Here is an 18,767-nt window from a genome sequence, read left to right on the forward strand (position 1 = left end):
TTCAGGTCCTCCCTGCCGCATCGGCCACCGCCGCGACAATCCCGGGATAGGCGGCGCAGCGGCAGATGTTGCCGCTCATCCAGAACTGGATCTGCTCGGGCGAGGTGGCGTGGCCCTCGGCGATGCACGCGACGCCCGACATGATCTGGCCGGGCGTGCAGAAGCCGCACTGGAACCCATCGTGCTCAATGAAGGCGGCCTGAAGCGGATGCAGCTCATCACCCCTTGCCAGACCCTCGATCGTGGTGATCTCGGCACCATCATGCATGACGGCCAGCGTCAGGCACGAGGTCACCCGCCGTCCGTTCACGAGTACGGTGCAGGCCCCGCAGGCACCCTGGTTGCAGCCCTTCTTCGTTCCCGTGAGGTCGAGCGTCTCACGCAGGACGTCGAGTATCGATTGACGGGGATCGATCTTGAGATCCCGTGCGCTGCCGTTGACGACCAGGCGGACGCGCGTCGTTGGCGCGGTTGGCGGACCCTCCGATGAAGCGGGTTGCGCGATTGCTGCGGGGGCGGCGGCAAGGGAAGCCGCTCCTCCGGCCATTTGCAGGATCGAGCGGCGGGAAGGTCCGCGCTGGGGCGCGTCGTGTCCGGACAACGATCGTTCGTTGCCCGAGGGGGCATCATGATTGGTTTTGGTCATGGTGGCTCCTGGTCGGGATGCCGGCCGTGCATGGCCGACGCTGTGTCGACACCTGGGGAACTACGCGCTAAGCTTCCGTGACCCTGATCGAGTTCGCCAGTGTCGGGAGTGCTGCGTTTTGTACGTTAGTGCTCGATTTTGGGCTCTCACCCATGACCCACAGCCTCAGCCCTCACGGGCATGTGATGTGAATGGAACTCGCAAATGGCGACCGGAGCCTATGGCCAGCGCTTGGGCAAGTCCGTTGGGGCCGACGACCCTCCGACCTTGACGGTGCAAGTCCTTCAAAGGGCGACCTTCGCGGCCACCCGCATCCAGTGGGACGACAGGGGAGACGGGGTTGCAGCGCAGATCCCGCGGGAGGATGCGCATCTCGTGTGTTTGCAGCGCCGCGATATCCCGACGAATCCGTACTGGGTGGACGGTCGTCCGGTGCCGATGAGTCCGGTCAGGGGTGAACAGTTTACGCTGCTTGACCTGAACCTCGGGCACGCCTCGTTCCTGCGCGATCCCATAGACTGCGTGGCGATGTATCTGCCGCGCCAGGCCCTCGATGGGATTGCGGACGAGCACGGGCTGCCGCGGTTCGAGTCGATCAGTACGCCGCTCGGCGTTCCCGTCGACGACGCAAGTGTCCGGAGCCTGGGAGAATCCCTGCTGCCCGCGCTGGAGCGGCCTGAGCAAGCCAACTCCCTGTTCGTGGAATACGTGGCGCTGGCCCTGCTCTCGCACCTCGCAGGCACGTACGGCAACGCGCCGATCAGGATCCAGTTCAAGCGCGGTGGACTCGCGCCTTGGCAGGAGCGTCGTGCCAAGGAAATCCTAACGGCACATTTGGACGGCAACATCGCGCTTGATCGTCTCGCCAGCGAGTGCGGCCTCTCCCGCAGTCATTTCGCCCGTGCTTTCCGCATGACGACTGGCATGCCACCGCACAAGTGGCTCTTGCAGCGGCGCATTGAGGTCGCGCAGGGTCTGCTCAGGGCCACGACGCTTCCCCTCGAGGAGGTCGCGAGCCAATGCGGGTTCGCCGACCAGAGTCACTTCACCCGTGTCTTCACTCGGATGATGCAGGCATCGCCAAGCGAATGGCGGCGATCGCCCTCAGGTTTGGTTGTGCGGCCTGAGCGATAGCACCCTTGCGATGCTTACCTTTGATTCCTGTGTTCACACAGGATGCAGGGAATGTCCGCTTGGGGTCAGGCAGTGACATTCGTTCACTGACGGAAACGTCCGGTGTTCCTGTTCCATGCGGAAGTTCGACCCACGTCCGAGATGTGCCAAAACCAGACTTACTGCCCGCAGCGATATTTGCCGTCACTGTCCTTCATAGGAGGCCATGAGAACGGACTCGATCCGGCGCCAGCCTGAGAAGAGGCGAAAGCCGTGGTTTCCATTAGAAACTCACAACGCAAAGGTCTTGTGAAAAGGCATCTTCCATCCTGGATGATCGATGCGCACGGTTCGGCTTGCACGATTGACCCAATTAAGGCCTGTTAGGTCTTGAGTCAGTCGAGGGTGGCGGCGAGGCAGAGGGCGCCCATGAACGATGAGGCGGTCTTCTCGTAGCGGGTTGCAACAGCTCACCACTCCTTGAGCCTCGCCCAGAGCCGCTCGACCACGTTGGGGTTGTTATAGATTCAGTCCGGACAGGCGACCGGCGCCTCATGGCGCTGCGGCGGGATGGCCGGTCGGGCTCCCATGCGTCAAACATGCTCGCGAAAGGCATGGCTGGTGTAGCCGCGATCCCCCACCGCCCACATGGGTACGCCGGGCAGGCTGTCCAGCAACGGAACGGTTTGCGGCAGTTCGTGCACCTGACCGGGCACGATGCGGAAGGTGGTGGCCCGTCCGAGCGCGTCGGCGATCACGCAAGCCTTGGTGCCATAACCCTCCACGAAACCGGTCAATTGCTTCACGATTGTCTCGTTGAGCTTGAGAGCCCCTTTTCGGCGAGCCCCAGCGGCCTTCTGATGCGCACGCGCTGGTGCCGTCGAGGCACGTCATTCCGAGTTGGATGGCATGCTCCTGCACCAGGTTGAGCAGACGCTCCCAGACACGCAGGCGAGCCCAGCGAATGAAGGTCTGGGCCGCGCGCCACTACGGCCCAGTTCAGCGGGGACAGCCCGCCATTTGGCACCATTCTCATGCCGCCAGGGAATGGCCCCAACCGTCCGCCGCAGGACCTGCGGTGGTGTCTTGCCTTTGGGACGGCACTGTTCCACCAAAGACTCCAGCATCGCCCATTGTGCGTCCGTCAGTATGACTCCTCCTCAGATCAGGATGAGCAAAACGCCCTCAGACGCAATGAGTTCAAGCGCTAGCAGGCCTTAGTCATATCGTTGAACCTGGCGGGCGCTTTTGGGCGCGGATCGTGGTTCCCGTCGAGCTCCGGCCGATTATTGGCAAAACTGAGTTGCGCAAGCCCCTGGGAGCGATTGGCTGGAGGCTGGAAGAAAGGTTCACGCCGCCGTTGCGCGCTTTCTTGACCAATTCGCCGAAGCTCGTGCAAAGCTCAAGCAATCCGATGTTGTCCCGCTTTCGTCCGCCCGTGACCGCTCGCGCACCGCGTCTGTGCGATAATTGGCGAAGATGCACTATTCAGGAGAGCTGGAGATCGACTCGCTGGTGCGAAACGGCACCGATGAGGACGGATCCCCCTGCTTACGGATTTCGAGATCCTTGCCAGGCCCGCTTATCAGGAGGCGCTCCGCAGGGTTGCCAGCGGGCGAGCGTCCAAGGACGAAATCGCAGCCACGATAGGTTGGGCCATCGAAAATTTCGGCGATCGGGGCAGCATATCCGTGGAGCCCGGCGGTCGCGAATGGCGTGAGCCTGCCCGCACCCTCGCTAGCGTGCAACTGGCAGCAGTTGAGGCAGCCTTGGGGAACTGTTGCATTCACCTCGACCGTATAGCGAGGGGCGGTTCGTCAAGGAGCCGCTCTGTTGTCCTTGTTCAAGCGCCGTCGCTTTCCGGCCGAGATCATCCTGCTGTGCGTTCGCTGGTACTACAAGTACGGCATCAGCTACCGTGATCTTGCCGAGATCATGCAGGAGCGTGGTGTTGCGGTCTATCCACGATCCTTCGTTGGTTCAGCGTTACGCGCAGGAGATTGAGAATCGGGTCCGATGGGCATCAGGGTTTCAGGGTTCCCGTTCCGGCTCGTGGCGTGCGGATGGGACGTACGTGCGGGTCGGAGGACGCTGGAAGTATCTGTTCAGGGCGGTCGACAAGTATAGGCAGCTGATCGACTTCATGCTCTCCGACCGCTCGGAACACCCAAGCCGCTTATCGCTTCTTGTGCAAAGCCCTCTCGCTGATGAGCGACTATCCGCCATTCCCAATTACGACCGATAGACTGGCCTCTTATCCGAAAATTATCCGACGCTTACAATGCGAGGGGCTGCTGTCGAAAGATGTCGAGCATCGGACCTCGCAATTTCTCAACAATATCATTGAAGCGGATCACGGTGCGCTCAAGCGTGTGATCCGGCCGACGCGCGGCTGCGGGGTAAGGCGGTGACGCTCGCGGCCGCTGGCCTCTCCTCCGGACGGACCACAGCCATGACGTACGAGGATCGCGTCGGTACGTCCATCTGGGACAGCAGGCTGCGGAGGATCAGGAGTCCAAGGCGATCCAGACCGTCGGCGCGAAGGCCGTCAGGATCAGGAAGATGCTCGACGGCAGATGCGTGAACACCATCGTGTTGATCAACCCGAACCGCTTGGCCAGCGGCACGGCGGCAAAGTACGAAGCCGCAGAGCACAGGCTGGTGACGAAGAAGATCGCTCCGACGGTGCCGACGCCGATGCCGAACCGCTCGCTGAGCCAGAGCGCCGGCAGCGCGTTGATGACCAACCCGCCGCCGAAGGCGCCGACCGAGAATAAGGCCGCGAGGCGGTAAGCGATTCCGCGCGACCGCCCGAGTGGTGCGGGCGGGCTGTCGAGGCCAGCCTCGACCTGCGGCGACAGCCGACGGTAGAGCAGGAACGTGAGCAGCCCAATGCCCCCGTACAGACCAAACAGGGCGGTCACCATGGTCGAAGGCGACATGACCGGGGCAAGCCAATCGACAGAGCCCGCCGAGAGCGCTCCCAGGGCACGAGGAGCGTCCCGACGAAGGCGATCAGGAGCAACGGCCAGAAGCCTTCGAGCCCGGCGAACCCGATCCCCGTCGCGACCATCAGGAGACATGCGGCGAGCAGGCTGCGGCGCCGGGGAACTCGGTAGGCGACCAGCCCGATGGCCAGCGTCAGCAGGACCGAACCCAGCAGGGTCGCGGTCGAGATGACCCCAACACCGAAGGCATCGTAGCCGAGGCGCGAGAGATGGAGCGGCAGCAGGATTGCGACGTAGCCGTCGCCGAAGGCCGCAGGGATCGAGCCACGAGGACGAGCCTGACGGCGGGTGGGAGGCTCTTCGCCCGTGTCTCCTCGATCGTCCCTGTCGCACCTCGGCCCTGGAGCACCGGACTCCCTCCGGCGATCATCAGATCATCCCCACAGCGTACCGGACGATGCCTGCGGCCGAGCAGGCGGCGAGCGTCGGGATCATGCCGGCCTTGAAGCGGAACATGGTGATGACGGCGGCCGCCGACAGCAGCAGCGCCCAGACGTCGGCGCTCGCCAGCACGGGTGCGTCGAAGGACAGGCCGAAGCTCCGCACGGGCCAGGTCTCGCGGAACACCGTGTGGATCGCGAACCAGATCGCGAGGTTCAGCACCACGCCGACGACGGCCGCCGTGATGGCCGACAGGGCACCATGCAGGGCCTGGTTGCCGCGCAGCACCTCGATGAAGGGCGCGCCCAGGAAGATGAACAGGAAGCACGGGACGAAGGTGACCCAGGTGGCGAGCAGTCCTCCGAGCACGCCCGCTGTGAGCGGCGACAGCGCCCCGGGATCGCGGAACGCGCCCAGGAAGCCCACGAACTGGAGGACCATGATCAGGGGACCCGGGGTGGTCTCGGCCATGCCGAGGCCGTCGAGCATCTCACCCGGTTGCAGCCAGCCATAGTTCTCGACCGCCTGCTGGGCCACGTAGGCCAGCACCGCGTAGGCGCCGCCGAAGGTCACGACCGCCATGGTCGAGAAGAACGTGGCGATCCGGCTGAACACGTTGCCGGAGCCGAGCGTCACGAGGAGGGCGCCGACGGGCACGAGCCAGAGCGCGAGACAGATCGCCGACACGTGTAAGGCCCGTGCGGCCGTCGGGCGGGCGTGCTCGGGCAGCTCCTCGCCGAGCAGGGCATCGGCGTCGGCGACCTGCTTGCCGCCCTTGGCCGCACCGTGCCCGCCTCCAACTTGGAAGGCCGGCACACCCGCGCGGCCGCCGAAGAACCCGATGATCCCGGCCGTCAGGACGATGATCGGGAACGGCACGCCGAAGAAGAAGATCGCGACGAACGCCGCGGCCGCGAGGCCGATCATGATCCGGTTCTTCAGGGCCCTGCCGCCGATGCGCACCACCGCCTGGAGCACGACGGCAAGGACCGCAGCCTTGAGGCCGAAGAACAGGGCCGAGACGATGCCGACCTTGCCGAACAGGGCGTAGACGATGCTGAGTGCCATGATCGAGATCACGCCTGGCAGGACGAACAGCACGCCGGCGATGACGCCGCCGAGGGTGCGGTGCATGAGCCAGCCTATGTAGGTGGCGAGCTGCTGCGCCTCGGGACCCGGCAGCAGCATGCAGTAGTTCAGGGCGTGCAGGAAGCGGTTCTCGCCGATCCAGCGCTTCTCCTCGACGATGATGCGGTGCATGACCGCGATCTGGCCGGCAGGCCCGCCGAAGCTGAGCATCGCGACGCGTGCCCAAACCCTGAAGGCCTCAGCCAGGCTAACGCCATGCCGTGCCGCCTCATGGCGTCCAGGCGCCTGTGCAACGGTTGATGTCTCGGTCATGTCACGCCCCTTGCTTTCTTACAGGCCAGTTGTGGATCTCATCGGTGGCGTCGCGGCACCAACGGTAGAAGGCGTCGTAGAGGACCATCCCGGCCTCGAGCTGTTCGAGGTCATCGGCATACATCCGCGAGAGGCCGAGCGAGGCAGCGAGCAGGCCAGGGGCCTCGGGGGTGAGGTCGGGACGGGCCGTGTCGGCACCGCGCACGATGGTGGCCAGCCGCAGCAGCGGCTCCGTCGCGAGGCCGAACTCCTCGACCATGGTGTCGAACGTGCACCTCTCGCCGCGATGGCTCCAGAAGACGTCCTCGCCTTCGATGTCGAACGGAGCCGCCCCGAAGCGCTGCGCGACGGCCGGGACTTCGGATGCGGCCACGAACAGGAACACGGCGCGCGGGTCGACGAAGCGCCGGATGAGCCAGGGACAGGCGATGCGGTCGACCTTGGGGCGGGCGCGGGTCACCCAGACGGTGCGTCCCTGCCCGTCCCGCGGTGGCAGCACGGCCTCGGGCACCATCGGCAGGCCGGTCTGCGCCCAAGCCAAGGCACCGCCCTCGAGGGAGTCCGCCGGAATGCCCGCGTGCCTTAACCAAGCGGCCACGCCCTGGCTGATCTTCAGGCCCTTCTGGCAGATGACGATGGCTGACTGGCCCGCGAATTCTTTGGCCCATTCGTGGACCTGGGACCAGGGTCGGCGGAGCGCGCCGGGGATCAGGCGCGGGTCGGCGGCGAAGTCCTCGTCGGTCTGGACGTCGATGAGAACCGGGCACTTGGGCGTGCCGACCAGACGGGCGAGCTTGTCGACGGAAATGGCGTTGATTGACGGCATGCGGATGCGTCCTTGCTGAAGGAGAGCTGGACGCGATTCTTGGGCATGGCGCCTCGTGAGGGGATCGCAGCCCCCATGGGCTCAGTAGGTACCAGTCGCAGGAATCTGTCAACACCCCCCGCTTGGCGGACGGAACGGGCAGCGGGCGAGGATGGAATGTTCTTACGACCACGACTGCTGTCGTCAGCGGATAAGTAAGTCCGCTCAAGGTTCGCTCAGGGTCAAAATGTAATGTAGAGCAGATCGAATGCAGGTCTGCTCAGCCTGCAAGCGCGGAAACTAGGATAAGGTCATCTCCGTGCCTGTATGAGGCGTTCCCGGTTCAGCGACGAAGCGGCCGCTAGTGCAAATGTTGGCGACAAACCACCCGTAGCGAGCTCGGATAGATCTAAAGCCCGCCTCGGAGCGCGAGGCGGGCTTTCTCAGCGTTGGATGTGCAATGTTAGTTCTCAGATTACACGCCTACTTTGATAGGTTCTCACGCAGAACTGGCGTCAGGGATGCCTTCCAGACACAGCCACCGGTGCTTCCTTTCGGGCCAGTGGAGAACTTGTGGTGCAGGAAGCTGCTCATCCTCCAGACAGCCCGCCGACACGGAAAGCGCGTCTTTCAGGGCTTCTGCCCGCATGAACACGACCGATCCGCACGTGGGACAGAAATGTTGCTCAAGCCATTTTCCGGATGAGCCGCTTCGCCGCCAGGATCGCGCTTCTCCCTTTTGACTGAGGATGGCTGCATCCGGATAGATCGCCCGGTATGAGAACGCCGATCCGGTGCAGCGCTGGCACTCCAGGCAACTGCATGCATAGACGCGCCGGGGCTCGCCCGCGAGGACCAGTTCGACGCTCCGGCAGGAGCAGGCCGCCACTCGTGTCTGTCGTGCGTCATACATTGGCGAGTCCCGCGGGCAGAGCGACGGTGTGGCCCTTCCGGAACAACGGGGCCAGCGCGGCAAGATCACTCTCCGGGCCTCCTTGGGAGAGCCCCTGACGGAAGAACCTATCCATGGCCTGGGGGAGAGACGCGTCAAGGCCCTGCTCCTCACAGGCTTCGAGCAGATGTTGAAAAGCACTGTAGTGGGCGCCCAGCGATGCCAGGGTGGTCTCGTCACCGGAAAAGCGCTGAGCTCTGGTCCGATCGATCAGATTGTAGAGCGCAGCATCGACGACCGGCTTGAACGCGGTAAGTTGGTTCCGGAATATCTCAAGATTGAGGTTCTCCGCCTCAACGACAGCCATGCCTTGAAGGGCGCCGAAGAGCCCACCCCACATCTGGGTCAGCAGAGCGGTATCGAGCGCGGAGGCTTGGCCCGGAACGTCCCCAACGTAGGTCGTGCCTCCACCGAGAGCAGACAGCAGGCCCCTGTGCTCCTCGAACACCTTTCGTGGCCCTGAATAGAGTAAAGCCGCCTCGGGCCTGCCGATAAAGTCGGGTGTCGCCATGATCGCCCCATCCAAGTAGGAGGCCCCATGCGCTTCCACCCAGGCGGCCTCCTCCCTCGCTAGGCGCGGCGAACCCGAGGTGAGCTGCACGACCGTTTTGCCAGGCAAAACGGAGTGGAGGCTATCGTGCTTCAGCAATGTCGCGCTGGCAGCATAATCAATGACGTTAATGATGACGACGTCCGCCGCCTGGATTCCATCTGCCACAGAAGGGGCTATCTGCGCCCCCTGCGGCGCCAGCGGCTCACACTTCGCCGGGGTGCGGTTCCACACCCATGTCTCATAGCCGCGGCTCAGAAAAGTCCGGGCAATAGACGAGCCCATCCGGCCCGCGCCAAGAACGCAGACTGCCGTTTTCATGGCAATTTCTCCGATTGTTGAAGATCGCTTCGACAGAAACAGTTTCGGTTTGGCCGGCCGGATTCGAAGATATATGTTCCCGGATTGTTTTGAAGTACGCACCTTCAGGTAAGCTACCCTGAACTTAGACAGGAGCTATCGCATGCGGAGCAAGGAGCCAGATAATTGCGGTTTTGCGGCCGCTCTCCAGGCGATCGGGGGCAAGTGGAAAATCTCACTGCTATGGGAATTGCATCTGCGGCCGCACCGGTTCGCGGAGTTGCGCCGGCTCTTGCCTGGCGTCAGCGAGAAGGTGCTCACCCAACAGTTGCGCCAGATGGAGGCGGATGGCTTGATCGCCCGTCATGATTACGCGGAAGTGCCCCCGCGAGTGGAATATTCTATTACGCCGTTGGGCCTGAGCCTGAACGAAGCGGTAACCGCGATGTCGAAATGGGGGAAGCAGCACGAGGCCTGGAAGTCGCACCGGAGCGCGGCTGCGTGAGGAACAAGAAGGGAGGGACTGAGTGCCCCCGCGTCAACGAAGGTCATCTTTGGGTCGAGCCTGTGTCAAAACGCGAATGGGCTGCTCTGTGGAGCAACTTGATTTCCTGTAAACCCAGGAAGACCGGGAAATCTCCGGTACAGGTGCACGAACTTGTACAAATCATTCGTCACGGCCGAGCCTGTTCGAGTTTTGACACAGCCATCGGTCAAGATGGGCCCTGACGTGTAGCTGTCTGAGGGTCCGCCTGCCATAGGAAAGCGGTTCCTCGGCTTACCTCCCCATCGTGTCGTTAACAGACCTTCCCGACTCAGATGTGGAATCTCGCAGAAGGCTATATGGCATGGCTGCTTAGGATGACGAACGCTTAGCGAGCAGCCTTCCTTTGCGCAGCGACCTTCTCGTATGCGGCCTGAAGCTCATACAGCACTGAGCGCTTCGGAGCAGGCGCGCCGAGATGCAGCGCACGGAGCTCCGCCATGAACGCATCCCACAGCGACGGACCGCCTTCCTCCAGCAACTGCGCGCGGATCGACAGCTCCTCCGAGACAGGCCTGTGACGCCGCCCCCAGGTCCCCATCTGCACGAGCAGGGGCACGAGCTGAATGGCAGGCTCGGTCAAGCTATAGATGGCCTTCTGCTGATGGCTGGGATCATCACCTTTCGTGAGCAGTCCGGCCTCCATCAGCCGCTTGAGCCGAGCGGCCAGAATATTGGATGCGATTCCCTCCTCTGAGCGGTTCAGCAACTCGCGGAAATGGCGCCGATTCCCGAACATGATGTCTCGGATAACGATCAGGCTCCATCGGTCGCCCAGAACCTCGAGTGTCAGGTTGATCGGGCAACTGGAGCGGTGCGCATCGTCCATGGCGAGGTCCTCATCAGAGACTGCTTGCAAAATAGGATCAGTCGAGCTACCAATCAACCAGTTGCATTTTGAAACCAGAGACTCCGCGCGTGAGGTGACGATGACATTGACGCTCTATGCCCACCCCTTTTCGTCTTACTGTCAGAAGGCACTGATTGCGCTCTACGAGAATGGCACCCCATTCGAATACCGGATGCTCGACGACGAGCAGACGAACTCGGAATTGGCAGCGCTCTGGCCGATCAAGCGGTTTCCGGTCTTGGTGGACGACGGCTGCACAATCGTCGAGACGAGCATCATTATCGAGCATTTGGACCTCCATCACCCAGGATTGATGCGCCTCGTTCCTGAGGACGCCCGAGCCGCTCTCGACGTGCGAATGATGGACCGCTTCTTCGACAACTACATCATGGCACCGGTGCAGAAGGTTGTATCTGACAGCCTGCGATCCGCGGAGGCGCGAGATCCACAGGGCGTGGCTGAGGCCCGGGAGATGCTCGATAGATCCTATGACTGGCTGAATAAGGTCGTTGATGGCCGAGAATGGGCGACAGGTGAGGCTTTCAGCCTCGCCGATTGTGCGGCAGCCCCCTCTCTCTTCTACGCTGACTGGGTGCACCCGGTCAGCGGGGCGTTTGGCAATGTGCGGGCCTATCGCAGCCGATTGCTGGTGCGGCCGTCATTCGCACGGGCTGTGGACGAGGCACGGCCGTATCGCCATCTCTTTCCACTTGGCGCCCCTGATCAGGATTGAACGGGATTATGCACTCCTATCCGACCACAGATGCCAAGGGAAGTTCACGGGCCATTCTGTGACAGCACTGCGGCTACGCTGCGAGTCAGACGAAGGGCAGATGCCGGTAACCCTTTGATGTTGTTGGTGAGCGCGCTGGGACTCGAACCCAGGACCCTCTGATAAAAGGCATATGCTCTCTCGGCTCTCTGGTCAGCGGCCGCAGCTTGCAGGTCTGGTCTGAGGCGCGGGAGTGAATCAGCAGCCCAACCAACGGACCGGCAGGGCTTTCCGGCTACAGGACAGGGACCGGAACAAGATCTCTCAACGATGGGGTGGATGGCTCCCGCTCCCGACGATGCCATGATGAACACCGTTTAAGGCGGACGGTAAGGAGCGGAGATCCTTCAACCAAGATGCGATTCGCACAGGCGTCGCGTTTTGGGCCGCACTCGTAGAGCAGGAGCTTGCAGCTTAGGACGGCCGCCCGCGGACACGATGCTGTTTCACGTTGCCTGCATCCGCATCCATCCAGCTCCGCCGCTTTTTCCCCGGCCGCTGCGGCTTCGCGCTTCTGTCCCGTCGTGACCTCTCTTCGGGGCTCCTGCGCTGGGACACAGAGCTGGCAACGAGCTTCTCCTCGATTTTCGCATTGAGATTTGCCCGGAGGTCCACGACTGCCCCCATATCCTCGAACACACCCGGATGACGCTGCGCCAGCCAGAGCCAACTGGTGGCGATCTTCACCCGTGCTTCCAGCTTCAGAAGGTCGGTGTTGACGCCGAAGTCCGGCGCCTGGACGCGCCCGTCGCGCGCGTGCTGCCGAGCCCAGTCGAGCAGCAGTTCGACCGCCATTTGCTCCCGTCCATCGACGGGCGCCATTGAGTACGATAGGCGGTCAAGGATCGGCAGATCCACGGTGTCGAGGAGCGTCGCCAGTTCAATCATCTCCTCCATGTCAGCCATGCGAAGATCCGGATGGCCGGCAACCAGGGTATCGTTCAGGTGCCGGAGAACACGACCGAGCCGGTCGGTCTGTAGCACTTCGCTTGCGGACAAAACCGTCTCCTGGTTGGGGCGGACATAGGCCTTGCCTCGCAGCTTGCCGGCATCGCCCTTCAGGGCGTTTCCAATGATGGTCTCGACCTGCGCATACCCTCCCGCTTCCGGCAGGGCCGTCACAAGCCCTTCGTCATGGTGACCGAAGCGCCCTGCCCGGCCGGCGATCTGCTTGATCTCCATGGCCGTGAGCTGCCGCTCGCGCAAGCCGTCGAACTTGCGCAAGGTGGAGAACACGACGCGGCGCAACGGGCCGATGTTCAGGCCCATGCCAATGGCATCCGTCGCCACGAGGATTTCAGCCTCGCCGTTGCGGAAGCGCGCCGCTTCGGCTCTGCGGACTTCCGGTCCGAGGGCGCCATAAACGGTAGCAACCGTGCGCCCTGCCTGCACCAGTTGCGCCCGGAGATCGTGAACATTCTTGCGGGTGAAGGCCACAACCGCATCGCCGCGGGAAAGCTTCTTGAGATTGGCCGGAACGCCTTCGACACGCAGCTTGCCCTTTCGCTTAAGGATCTTCACCTCCAGAGGTTCACCAGTCATCGCGAGCAGGTGCTCGACCAGCGGGATCGCCTCCGGTGCGCCGGTCAGAACTACCAAGCGCGCGGGAGCTCCGATCATGGCCTGCGTCCATGCCCAGCCCCGGTTCGGGTCGCCCAGCATCTGGACCTCGTCGATCACGCAGACATCAACCACCCGGTGCAGATCCAGCGTCTCGATGGTGCGAGCGATATGCGTCACACCTTCGGGCAGAACTCGCTCCTCGCCTGTCACCATGCCGGCGGCCATGCCCTCCTCGCTCATGCGCTCGTAATGCTCCAGCGCGAGGAGACGTAAGGGGGACAGGATCTCGGCCGTCTTGGCGCCGCCGGCGAATTTCAGGGCCTCATAGGTCTTGCCGGAATTGGTCGGTCCGGCCAGGAACAGAAACCTGCGGTCCAGGGAGCGAGCCACGGGAAAGATCCCGGCATAGCGCTCATAGCCGGAGGCCTCGCGGATCTGCGCCTCGCGCAGGTGCCGGAGCCGTCTGGCGGCGGCCTTGGAGCGGAGATCATCGAGCTTCTGCCGAAGCCTGCGCCCGGCACCGGCTGGGCCGCCCTTGTCAGAGGCATGGATCCGGTCGAGCTTCTCGATTGCAGCCTGGATGCCGTCCAGGATGGCCTGACGCTCTCCGGCATCTTCATAAGCGGCAAGATAGGTCTCAAGCTCATCGCGCCAGCTTGCCAGCTCCGCCTCGCAGATTGCGAAGGTGGCATCCCGCAGCTCGATCAGCCTAGCCTTGAGGGTATCAGATGCAGCGGCAATCGCAGCCCGCTCGACGCGGGCCGGATCCAGGACAACGGCCGCTACGTCCAGGGGCTCGGCAAAGGCGAACTCGATGACGATGTCCGTGGAGCCGCCGTCCGGCAGGATCTGCATCGGCTGGCTGAACACCGCCCGGTAACCGGCAAAGACGCGCTCTGGCTTCCACCGGCCGCTTTCGATCTTGCGGATATCCTCCGCCACATAGATGCCCGTGTTCTTCCGGACAGGGGCGAGGATGCTCTGCCGCCGGCGATGGGCCGCATCATCAATCGGCTGAACTGTAGGGTTATCGGCTCCCTTGGGATTGGAGCGCGCATGTGTCTCGGCATCGCCACTCTCCCCCTGCATTCTCCACGCCGGGACCTCGGCCGCCAGTTGAGCCACGGTTTCCGCATCGAACATGGGAGCTTCAACAACGCGCCCGCGCTTCTGGAACGTCCTGTACTCGGCAACAGGGATCAGCCCGGCCTCGATCCAGCGCTCGCACTCGGCCGCGCTGGCAAGCAGGATTCCGGGCAGGTGATTGATGCTGACGAAGGCTTTCGATTTCTTGGACATTCATAATTCCGCAGGGCAGAGTACGTTTGCCGTTGCTCCACACTCGTTGAACGGGCGCCTTCTACCGCAGCAGCGGCCATATGCCGGAGTTCAACTCCGGAAGAGCGCAATTGTTTTTCAGGGGGCAGTGTCGGGCGATGGTGCCCGGAGCTTTCGGAAACGCTCCTGACCTAGCATGGATCTCGAGGTTTATGTCTTGAGCTGTCAGGTTTTTCCTTGATTTCATATGTCGATGGCGGACACCAATATCAAGGGGTCTGCCGTTGCCGTCGGATCTTATTCTTACTATCTGTTCTAAAGCAAAGCCGTCACCTCTGCAGGTTGCGCCAGGGCGTCACGTGCAGCCGCGAGGATTTCGGCACAATCTTCCCCACATCGTTGCGTTGCGGAGACCTGAGAACGGTGGAGCGCTCGCTTGGGCGCCTCCGTACCGGCTTACTTTTTCAAGCCGGATCGGTTGCTCGCTGCGGACGATGGGCCACCCTGCCCTTCCCTGCGGAACGACAGCGTGCCGGCCACACGCTTGAGCGCATCCGAGAGGTTGTATTTCAGCTTATTGGTGATCTCCGGCATGGTCATGGCGAAACCTTATGAGGTTCGGCACACTCTCCGTGCCACCCTCATAATGCAGAGCTCGGCTCTTCATTTCCGGGATAACGTCGCTTTCAAAACATCAAGTCGAGCCAGGGCTGGAGGGGCGGCTTGACAAGCGCGGACTGCCGCATGAGGCCCTGATGCGGGACGGCGCAGCGCTCACTGGGTCGGCAGTCCTCGTGTGGGGAGAGCCATCTTCTGAACACCGCTCCATTTCCGACTGCCCCTCAGATCCTTGTGCTCCCATGTTCGCTCATTACAGCACGTCTGCTTACCGATGGACGTGCTGCCTGGAACAGGCGCTCGCCAGGAAAGCGAAGGTGAAAAGCAGATGGACAACCAGAAATATCTTAGCGATATCCCGCGCTTCGCCGCTCGCAACGCCCCAGATGTCATTGGCTGCCACGGTTCCGAATCCCACAATATTCGCAAGCACAACCGGGCGGTGCGCCGATGCCTCGACATCCCTCGACAGCCAGTTCAGCACGGCTATCCCGAGAAACGGTCCACCTAGCAAACGCAGGAGCGCAAGCAGCTCGGGCGCAGCATCCTTCGGCACCGCGCCCGTCCCGAATTGCAACGGGAAGAACATCAGCGCCAAGCCGACGGTGGCAAGGTACAGGGCAGAGATCGTGAACGTTAGTTTCGCCATTGGGTCACCTCAACCGCTCGCCGGGACCGAGGTTCGCAATTCGCCGTCGAGCGCGCTCAAGGTCCCTAGGGCGGCTGCAAACCCGAAATTTCCCGAGAGCCGCCCAAACGGTATCGGTCCGGTCCACCAATCCATCAACGGCGTCGGGGATTTCGGCAGCTTCGATCAATGTCCCCTTTTCGTTAATCAGATAACGCCGGTTGAGCGCGAGCAAGGCCTGCCCGACACGGCCCAATGCGCGATAGCCAAATCCCGCGATGTGAGTCAGGGGCTTGGACTTGACCTGGGTCAGCCGAAAATCCCGCCGCTCGCCAACCTCGTGATCCAAATTGTCCCTCATCTGCCCTGCTTGCCCCAAAGGCTACCCTTTGATGAACTGCTAAGTTCTTGAGGTAGACCGCCAGGACTGAAACAGAAGAAGCTAAATAGCGGCTGGCTACGGTCTGACGGACGTTTGCACGCTGTTTTACCGGGCTGCCGCACGAGCCACTTCATCTGAGGTGCCATCACGGTCGCTCAGGCAGGTCATCAGGTGGCTGAAAGGCCTCAGAATCCTGTGTTTCAAACCATTTCAGCGGGCCTGAGGGAGGCTTGCCTTCTTTGGGTGCTTAACAAAATCCCTTGCCGATTGTTTGCAAACGACCGTTTGCTCGCATGACGTGAAAGTCGCCGAAGGATCCTCACGGGCTTCGAGAGCGTGGTCATGCCCTCTCGTCCACGTGAATATGCCGGTCGTCAGCGCCCGTGTGTACAGGAGCAAGCCAGGCGGAGGCCCACATTGGGAAAGGCTGCGGTGTCGACGCTGCCGAATTCCGTCAGGAGCATGGCTCCAGCGGGCTCAAGCCTGTTCAGTCCTGCACGACATGTTTGATGGTTGGGGAGGAAAAGTCCTGATTATGAAGGTCTCGATCGGCTGCTTCGTTCGGCGGGTCATCCGTTCACGGATGGTTAAACGTCAAAGATTGCTGCGGGCCCAGAAGGACCCGAGCGGAGCTTCGATACTGCAGAGCATTTTTCAGCCTCGCCTATGCCGGAATGCCGCTCGAGCGCGCCTCGCTCACCTGACGAAGCAGATATCGAGAGCCGCCGAGGCTTGAGGCAGGGAGCGTGCGAGATCCGGAATGCGTGAGCGCCGGGCGCATGTCATCTCAACGACCATCGTGCTCGCGAGAAGGCCAATCTTGATGGAATGAAGGCTGGCGCGGGCAGATGGATGCCGGCAGCCCCCGAATACGACGATAGCCACCTCGGGACAACGTTGCGCGAAAAGGGAGAGCGGACAGTCGCTGGACGTCACGGGCTGGAGCGGGATGTGGCCCATGTCGTTTGGCGGACCATGGCGGACCAGCTTCTTTCCGGCTCCCCGGCAAATGACCGGGATGTCCTCATGACGGAGGCCCATCGGTCAGGACGCGGCAGGATTGCCCCCTGACGGCAAGCCCGGATCATGCCGCCGATACCCGCCTCTTCTGACGCGAAGCAGTTCGGCAGAACATGTGGATGCGGATGCACCGTGTCGACGCACCCGTAGAAACTCGCCTTATCGCCTGTCGGCCGGCATCGCCGACCGCGAAAGGATCAGGGCACGGCAGGGAGACATTCTATAGCCCATCGGCGGCGGCGATCATGCCATGAGCAGGGCGCTCCTAGCCTTGGCCTCTCCGCGCGCCAAGTGCGCATCTGATCCCTAGCCCCCCAGAAAGCTCCCGCAACCCGGCGCCGATGCGCTATAGCCCCCTTGCCCAGACCTCTGCCCCCGGCCCACCTCGGCTGCTATATGACAGATGGAATCCGGCCATGCGCCAGCCGGCTTGCGGCCACTTGCCCTGGTGTGGCGGGAATCCTGCTCCCCGCCCCTTTCTGACCTCGTTGAAGGCGGGGGAACACGGGACGCCCCTCATCCGGAGCCACACGGTGATTGTGGCGCCACAGATCCATGCAGGAGTTCGGCGGCTCATGATCGAGCCCTTCTTGGGCCGGACCTCCCTCACGCGGAGGCAAGCGTTTCTCACGTGAAAAGCGGCGCCCATCATCGGCCCGAGCCCCCTGCTCCGACACCTTGCACCGCCGTCCCACCGGCTCTGCGGCGAGGCATCCTGATATCCTGCACCCACCGAAGCTCCCGTCCAGCACGAATCGAACGATGCAGACACCTGCTGGAATCTTAGACCTCAGCCTTCAGCCCCCCGCGCAGAGGCGGCGCCCGGCTCGCAAGCCTGCCACGAGAGGGCAAAGGCTCGAACGTCCCACGCCGCGCAAAGCGAGGCTGGCACGGCTGCTCCTATCGCGCAGGGGCGCTTATACGGGCTGCGCTGGCAACCCCACCGCAAAGAAGATCGGCCGGACTCTGGATCGGTGGCTGAGCGGTTTATGGATCCGCAGGCCGGGATCACCCCTGGCGCTTCCGGCTCTTGGAACGGCGCACCGGTTCATGAGGCCGCGTATCGTACGATCCGCTGGACCTGCTTGGGTCCAACCATCGCCGAGGGCGGACAGGAAGAATGGTTTCGGCAAGGAGACTCGATAAGCCTGGGCGACCACCCGGTGGCGCCCTGCACTGCGCCAGTTGGGAGCTGCCAACTCCAGCTACGGCCCACGTCATTGGAGGCGCGCACCCCCTTTTCGATCCGTCCGGCTCGGCGGGCAAAAGCGGGCGGCCTGCTCAGGCCTCATCGCCAGCCTCCCCGCCCCCGGCACTCCTGCGGCGACAGGGTGCCTGCGCACTGGAGGATCCGAGACGAGCGCCGGCCTGAACCTCTTTCGCCACGATCGACGCGAGCCGCCAACGGCTGCTTGGATCTGCAGCAGTCGGCGCGATCAAAGGCACTCGGCGCGATGCAGCCGGCACACTTGTCACGAGCTTGGTCATGGTTCGGTCTGGGCGTCGGTCGCGGGCGCTCCCGTGCGCTTCACCGCAACGTGGTCGGCTGCCCATGCGCCGCATCAGGACGAGGACCTCCCCAGCCGCCTGCGGGTTGGGATTTCCCAACGCCCCAATCGATTCGACTGCCCGTTCCAGGCCGTTATCCGCAGCGCCCGGGCCCCCCATGCAGCTCGATCTTCCGGCGGCCGGGCGCGCCGACACAGCCCCGTTCATGGACCAGCGCAACGTCGCCGGAAATGCTTTCCTCGATCGGCAGGGCGGAGAACCGGACCATGTTCACGGCCGCCCCCCGCTGATGGAGAATCAGGCGACGGATTGCGTGTTCCAGCAAGCAGGCAATGTCGCCCACGCAGCGAATCTGATCCAATGCAAAGATGGAATCGGCACAGCGGCAACGGCTTCGAGCTGTCGATGGGCCTTGGTTCTCAACAAATAAATAGAGTTGGGACCTCC

Annotated in this window: 18 protein-coding genes and 1 pseudogene; 7 read left to right on the plus strand and 12 right to left on the minus strand. The window is 62.8% G+C overall.

The features are described 5' to 3' along the window. Window position 1: 1 nt before the first annotated feature. A complete protein-coding gene (locus GR328_RS18070; RefSeq protein ID WP_160886333.1) occupies window positions 2-547 on the minus strand; it encodes a (2Fe-2S)-binding protein in 546 nt (181 codons plus the stop codon). 303 nt (window positions 548-850) lie between these two features. Here GR328_RS18070 and GR328_RS18075 point away from each other — a divergent pair, with 303 nt between their 5' ends. Continuing rightward, window positions 851-1,780 carry an AraC family transcriptional regulator gene (locus GR328_RS18075; protein ID WP_160886218.1) on the plus strand — a complete coding sequence of 310 codons (930 nt, stop codon included), beginning with the start codon at window positions 851-853 and terminating at the stop codon, window positions 1,778-1,780. 374 nt (window positions 1,781-2,154) lie between these two features. Here GR328_RS18075 and GR328_RS18080 read toward each other — a convergent pair. Then, a pseudogene (locus tag GR328_RS18080) lies at window positions 2,155-2,910 on the minus strand (IS5 family transposase). A gap of 682 nt (window positions 2,911-3,592) precedes the next feature. Here GR328_RS18080 and GR328_RS26905 point away from each other — a divergent pair. Genes GR328_RS26905 through GR328_RS28605 form a run of 3 tightly spaced genes read left to right on the plus strand, consistent with a single transcriptional unit; the run spans window position 3,593 to window position 4,170 of the window. Beyond that, a complete protein-coding gene (locus GR328_RS26905; RefSeq protein WP_205790110.1) occupies window positions 3,593-3,763 on the plus strand; it encodes an IS6 family transposase in 171 nt (56 codons plus the stop codon). Next, a complete protein-coding gene (locus GR328_RS28600) occupies window positions 3,708-4,004 on the plus strand; it encodes a DDE-type integrase/transposase/recombinase (RefSeq protein ID WP_425487049.1) in 297 nt (98 codons plus the stop codon). Before GR328_RS26905 ends, GR328_RS28600 begins: the two co-directional genes overlap by 56 nt. Next, complete coding sequence (locus GR328_RS28605) at window positions 3,967-4,170, plus strand: DDE-type integrase/transposase/recombinase (protein ID WP_425487050.1); 204 nt, start codon at window positions 3,967-3,969, stop codon at window positions 4,168-4,170. Before GR328_RS28600 ends, GR328_RS28605 begins: the two co-directional genes overlap by 38 nt. Before the next feature lie 96 nt (window positions 4,171-4,266). On the opposite strand, the gene GR328_RS18100 is transcribed toward GR328_RS28605, so the two are convergent. The 5 genes from GR328_RS18100 to GR328_RS18120 form a co-directional block, all read right to left on the minus strand. Continuing rightward, the gene (locus GR328_RS18100) at window positions 4,267-4,842 is read right to left on the minus strand and encodes an MFS transporter (RefSeq protein WP_160886224.1); all 576 of its coding nucleotides are present in this window, start codon (window positions 4,840-4,842) and stop codon (window positions 4,267-4,269) included. A gap of 294 nt (window positions 4,843-5,136) precedes the next feature. Next, window positions 5,137-6,549, minus strand: coding sequence for a chromate efflux transporter (gene chrA / locus GR328_RS18105; protein WP_160886226.1), 1,413 nt, complete (start codon window positions 6,547-6,549; stop codon window positions 5,137-5,139). A 1-nt stretch (window position 6,550) separates the two neighbouring features. After that, window positions 6,551-7,375, minus strand: coding sequence for a chromate resistance protein ChrB domain-containing protein (locus GR328_RS18110; protein ID WP_160886228.1), 825 nt, complete (start codon window positions 7,373-7,375; stop codon window positions 6,551-6,553). Between the two features lie 478 nt (window positions 7,376-7,853). Next, on the minus strand, window positions 7,854-8,267 hold the full coding sequence (locus tag GR328_RS18115; protein WP_160886230.1) for a GFA family protein: 414 nt from the start codon (window positions 8,265-8,267) through the stop codon (window positions 7,854-7,856). After that, window positions 8,260-9,279, minus strand: coding sequence for an NAD(P)-dependent oxidoreductase (locus GR328_RS18120; protein ID WP_343039420.1), 1,020 nt, complete (start codon window positions 9,277-9,279; stop codon window positions 8,260-8,262). The genes GR328_RS18115 and GR328_RS18120 overlap by 8 nt, the downstream gene beginning before the upstream one ends. Window positions 9,280-9,319: 40 nt before the next feature. Here GR328_RS18120 and GR328_RS18125 point away from each other — a divergent pair, with 40 nt between their 5' ends. Beyond that, window positions 9,320-9,661 (plus strand): winged helix-turn-helix transcriptional regulator, encoded by a 342-nt coding sequence (locus GR328_RS18125; protein ID WP_160886234.1) that lies wholly within the window; start codon window positions 9,320-9,322, stop codon window positions 9,659-9,661. 367 nt (window positions 9,662-10,028) lie between these two features. Here the strand turns inward: GR328_RS18125 and GR328_RS18130 are convergent, their stop codons facing one another. Then, window positions 10,029-10,529 carry a winged helix-turn-helix transcriptional regulator gene (locus GR328_RS18130; RefSeq protein ID WP_160886236.1) on the minus strand — a complete coding sequence of 167 codons (501 nt, stop codon included), beginning with the start codon at window positions 10,527-10,529 and terminating at the stop codon, window positions 10,029-10,031. 100 nt (window positions 10,530-10,629) lie between these two features. On the opposite strand from GR328_RS18130, the gene GR328_RS18135 reads away from it, so the two are divergent. Beyond that, a complete protein-coding gene (locus tag GR328_RS18135; RefSeq protein WP_160886238.1) occupies window positions 10,630-11,283 on the plus strand; it encodes a glutathione S-transferase family protein in 654 nt (217 codons plus the stop codon). Window positions 11,284-11,736: 453 nt separating this feature from the next. On the opposite strand, the gene GR328_RS18140 is transcribed toward GR328_RS18135, so the two are convergent. The 4 genes from GR328_RS18140 to GR328_RS18155 all read right to left on the minus strand — a co-directional run bounded on the left by GR328_RS18140 (window position 11,737) and on the right by GR328_RS18155 (window position 15,770). Beyond that, window positions 11,737-14,184, minus strand: coding sequence for a helicase-related protein (locus GR328_RS18140; protein ID WP_160886239.1), 2,448 nt, complete (start codon window positions 14,182-14,184; stop codon window positions 11,737-11,739). A 435-nt stretch (window positions 14,185-14,619) separates the two neighbouring features. Continuing rightward, complete coding sequence (locus GR328_RS18145) at window positions 14,620-14,763, minus strand: hypothetical protein (protein ID WP_160886240.1); 144 nt, start codon at window positions 14,761-14,763, stop codon at window positions 14,620-14,622. Window positions 14,764-15,049: 286 nt separating this feature from the next. Then, window positions 15,050-15,430: a hypothetical protein gene (locus tag GR328_RS18150; RefSeq protein ID WP_160886242.1), complete on the minus strand. Its 381-nt coding sequence runs from the start codon at window positions 15,428-15,430 to the stop codon at window positions 15,050-15,052. A gap of 4 nt (window positions 15,431-15,434) precedes the next feature. Then, window positions 15,435-15,770: a hypothetical protein gene (locus GR328_RS18155; RefSeq protein ID WP_160886244.1), complete on the minus strand. Its 336-nt coding sequence runs from the start codon at window positions 15,768-15,770 to the stop codon at window positions 15,435-15,437. A 2,707-nt stretch (window positions 15,771-18,477) separates the two neighbouring features. Between GR328_RS18155 and GR328_RS18160 the strand changes: the two genes are divergently transcribed. Beyond that, a complete protein-coding gene (locus GR328_RS18160; protein WP_160886246.1) occupies window positions 18,478-18,750 on the plus strand; it encodes a hypothetical protein in 273 nt (90 codons plus the stop codon). The last annotated feature ends 17 nt before the right edge of the window (window positions 18,751-18,767 follow it).

This window comes from Microvirga makkahensis (assembly GCF_009830105.1).
In the GTDB taxonomy this organism is placed as follows: Bacteria; Pseudomonadota; Alphaproteobacteria; order Rhizobiales; family Beijerinckiaceae; genus Microvirga; species Microvirga makkahensis.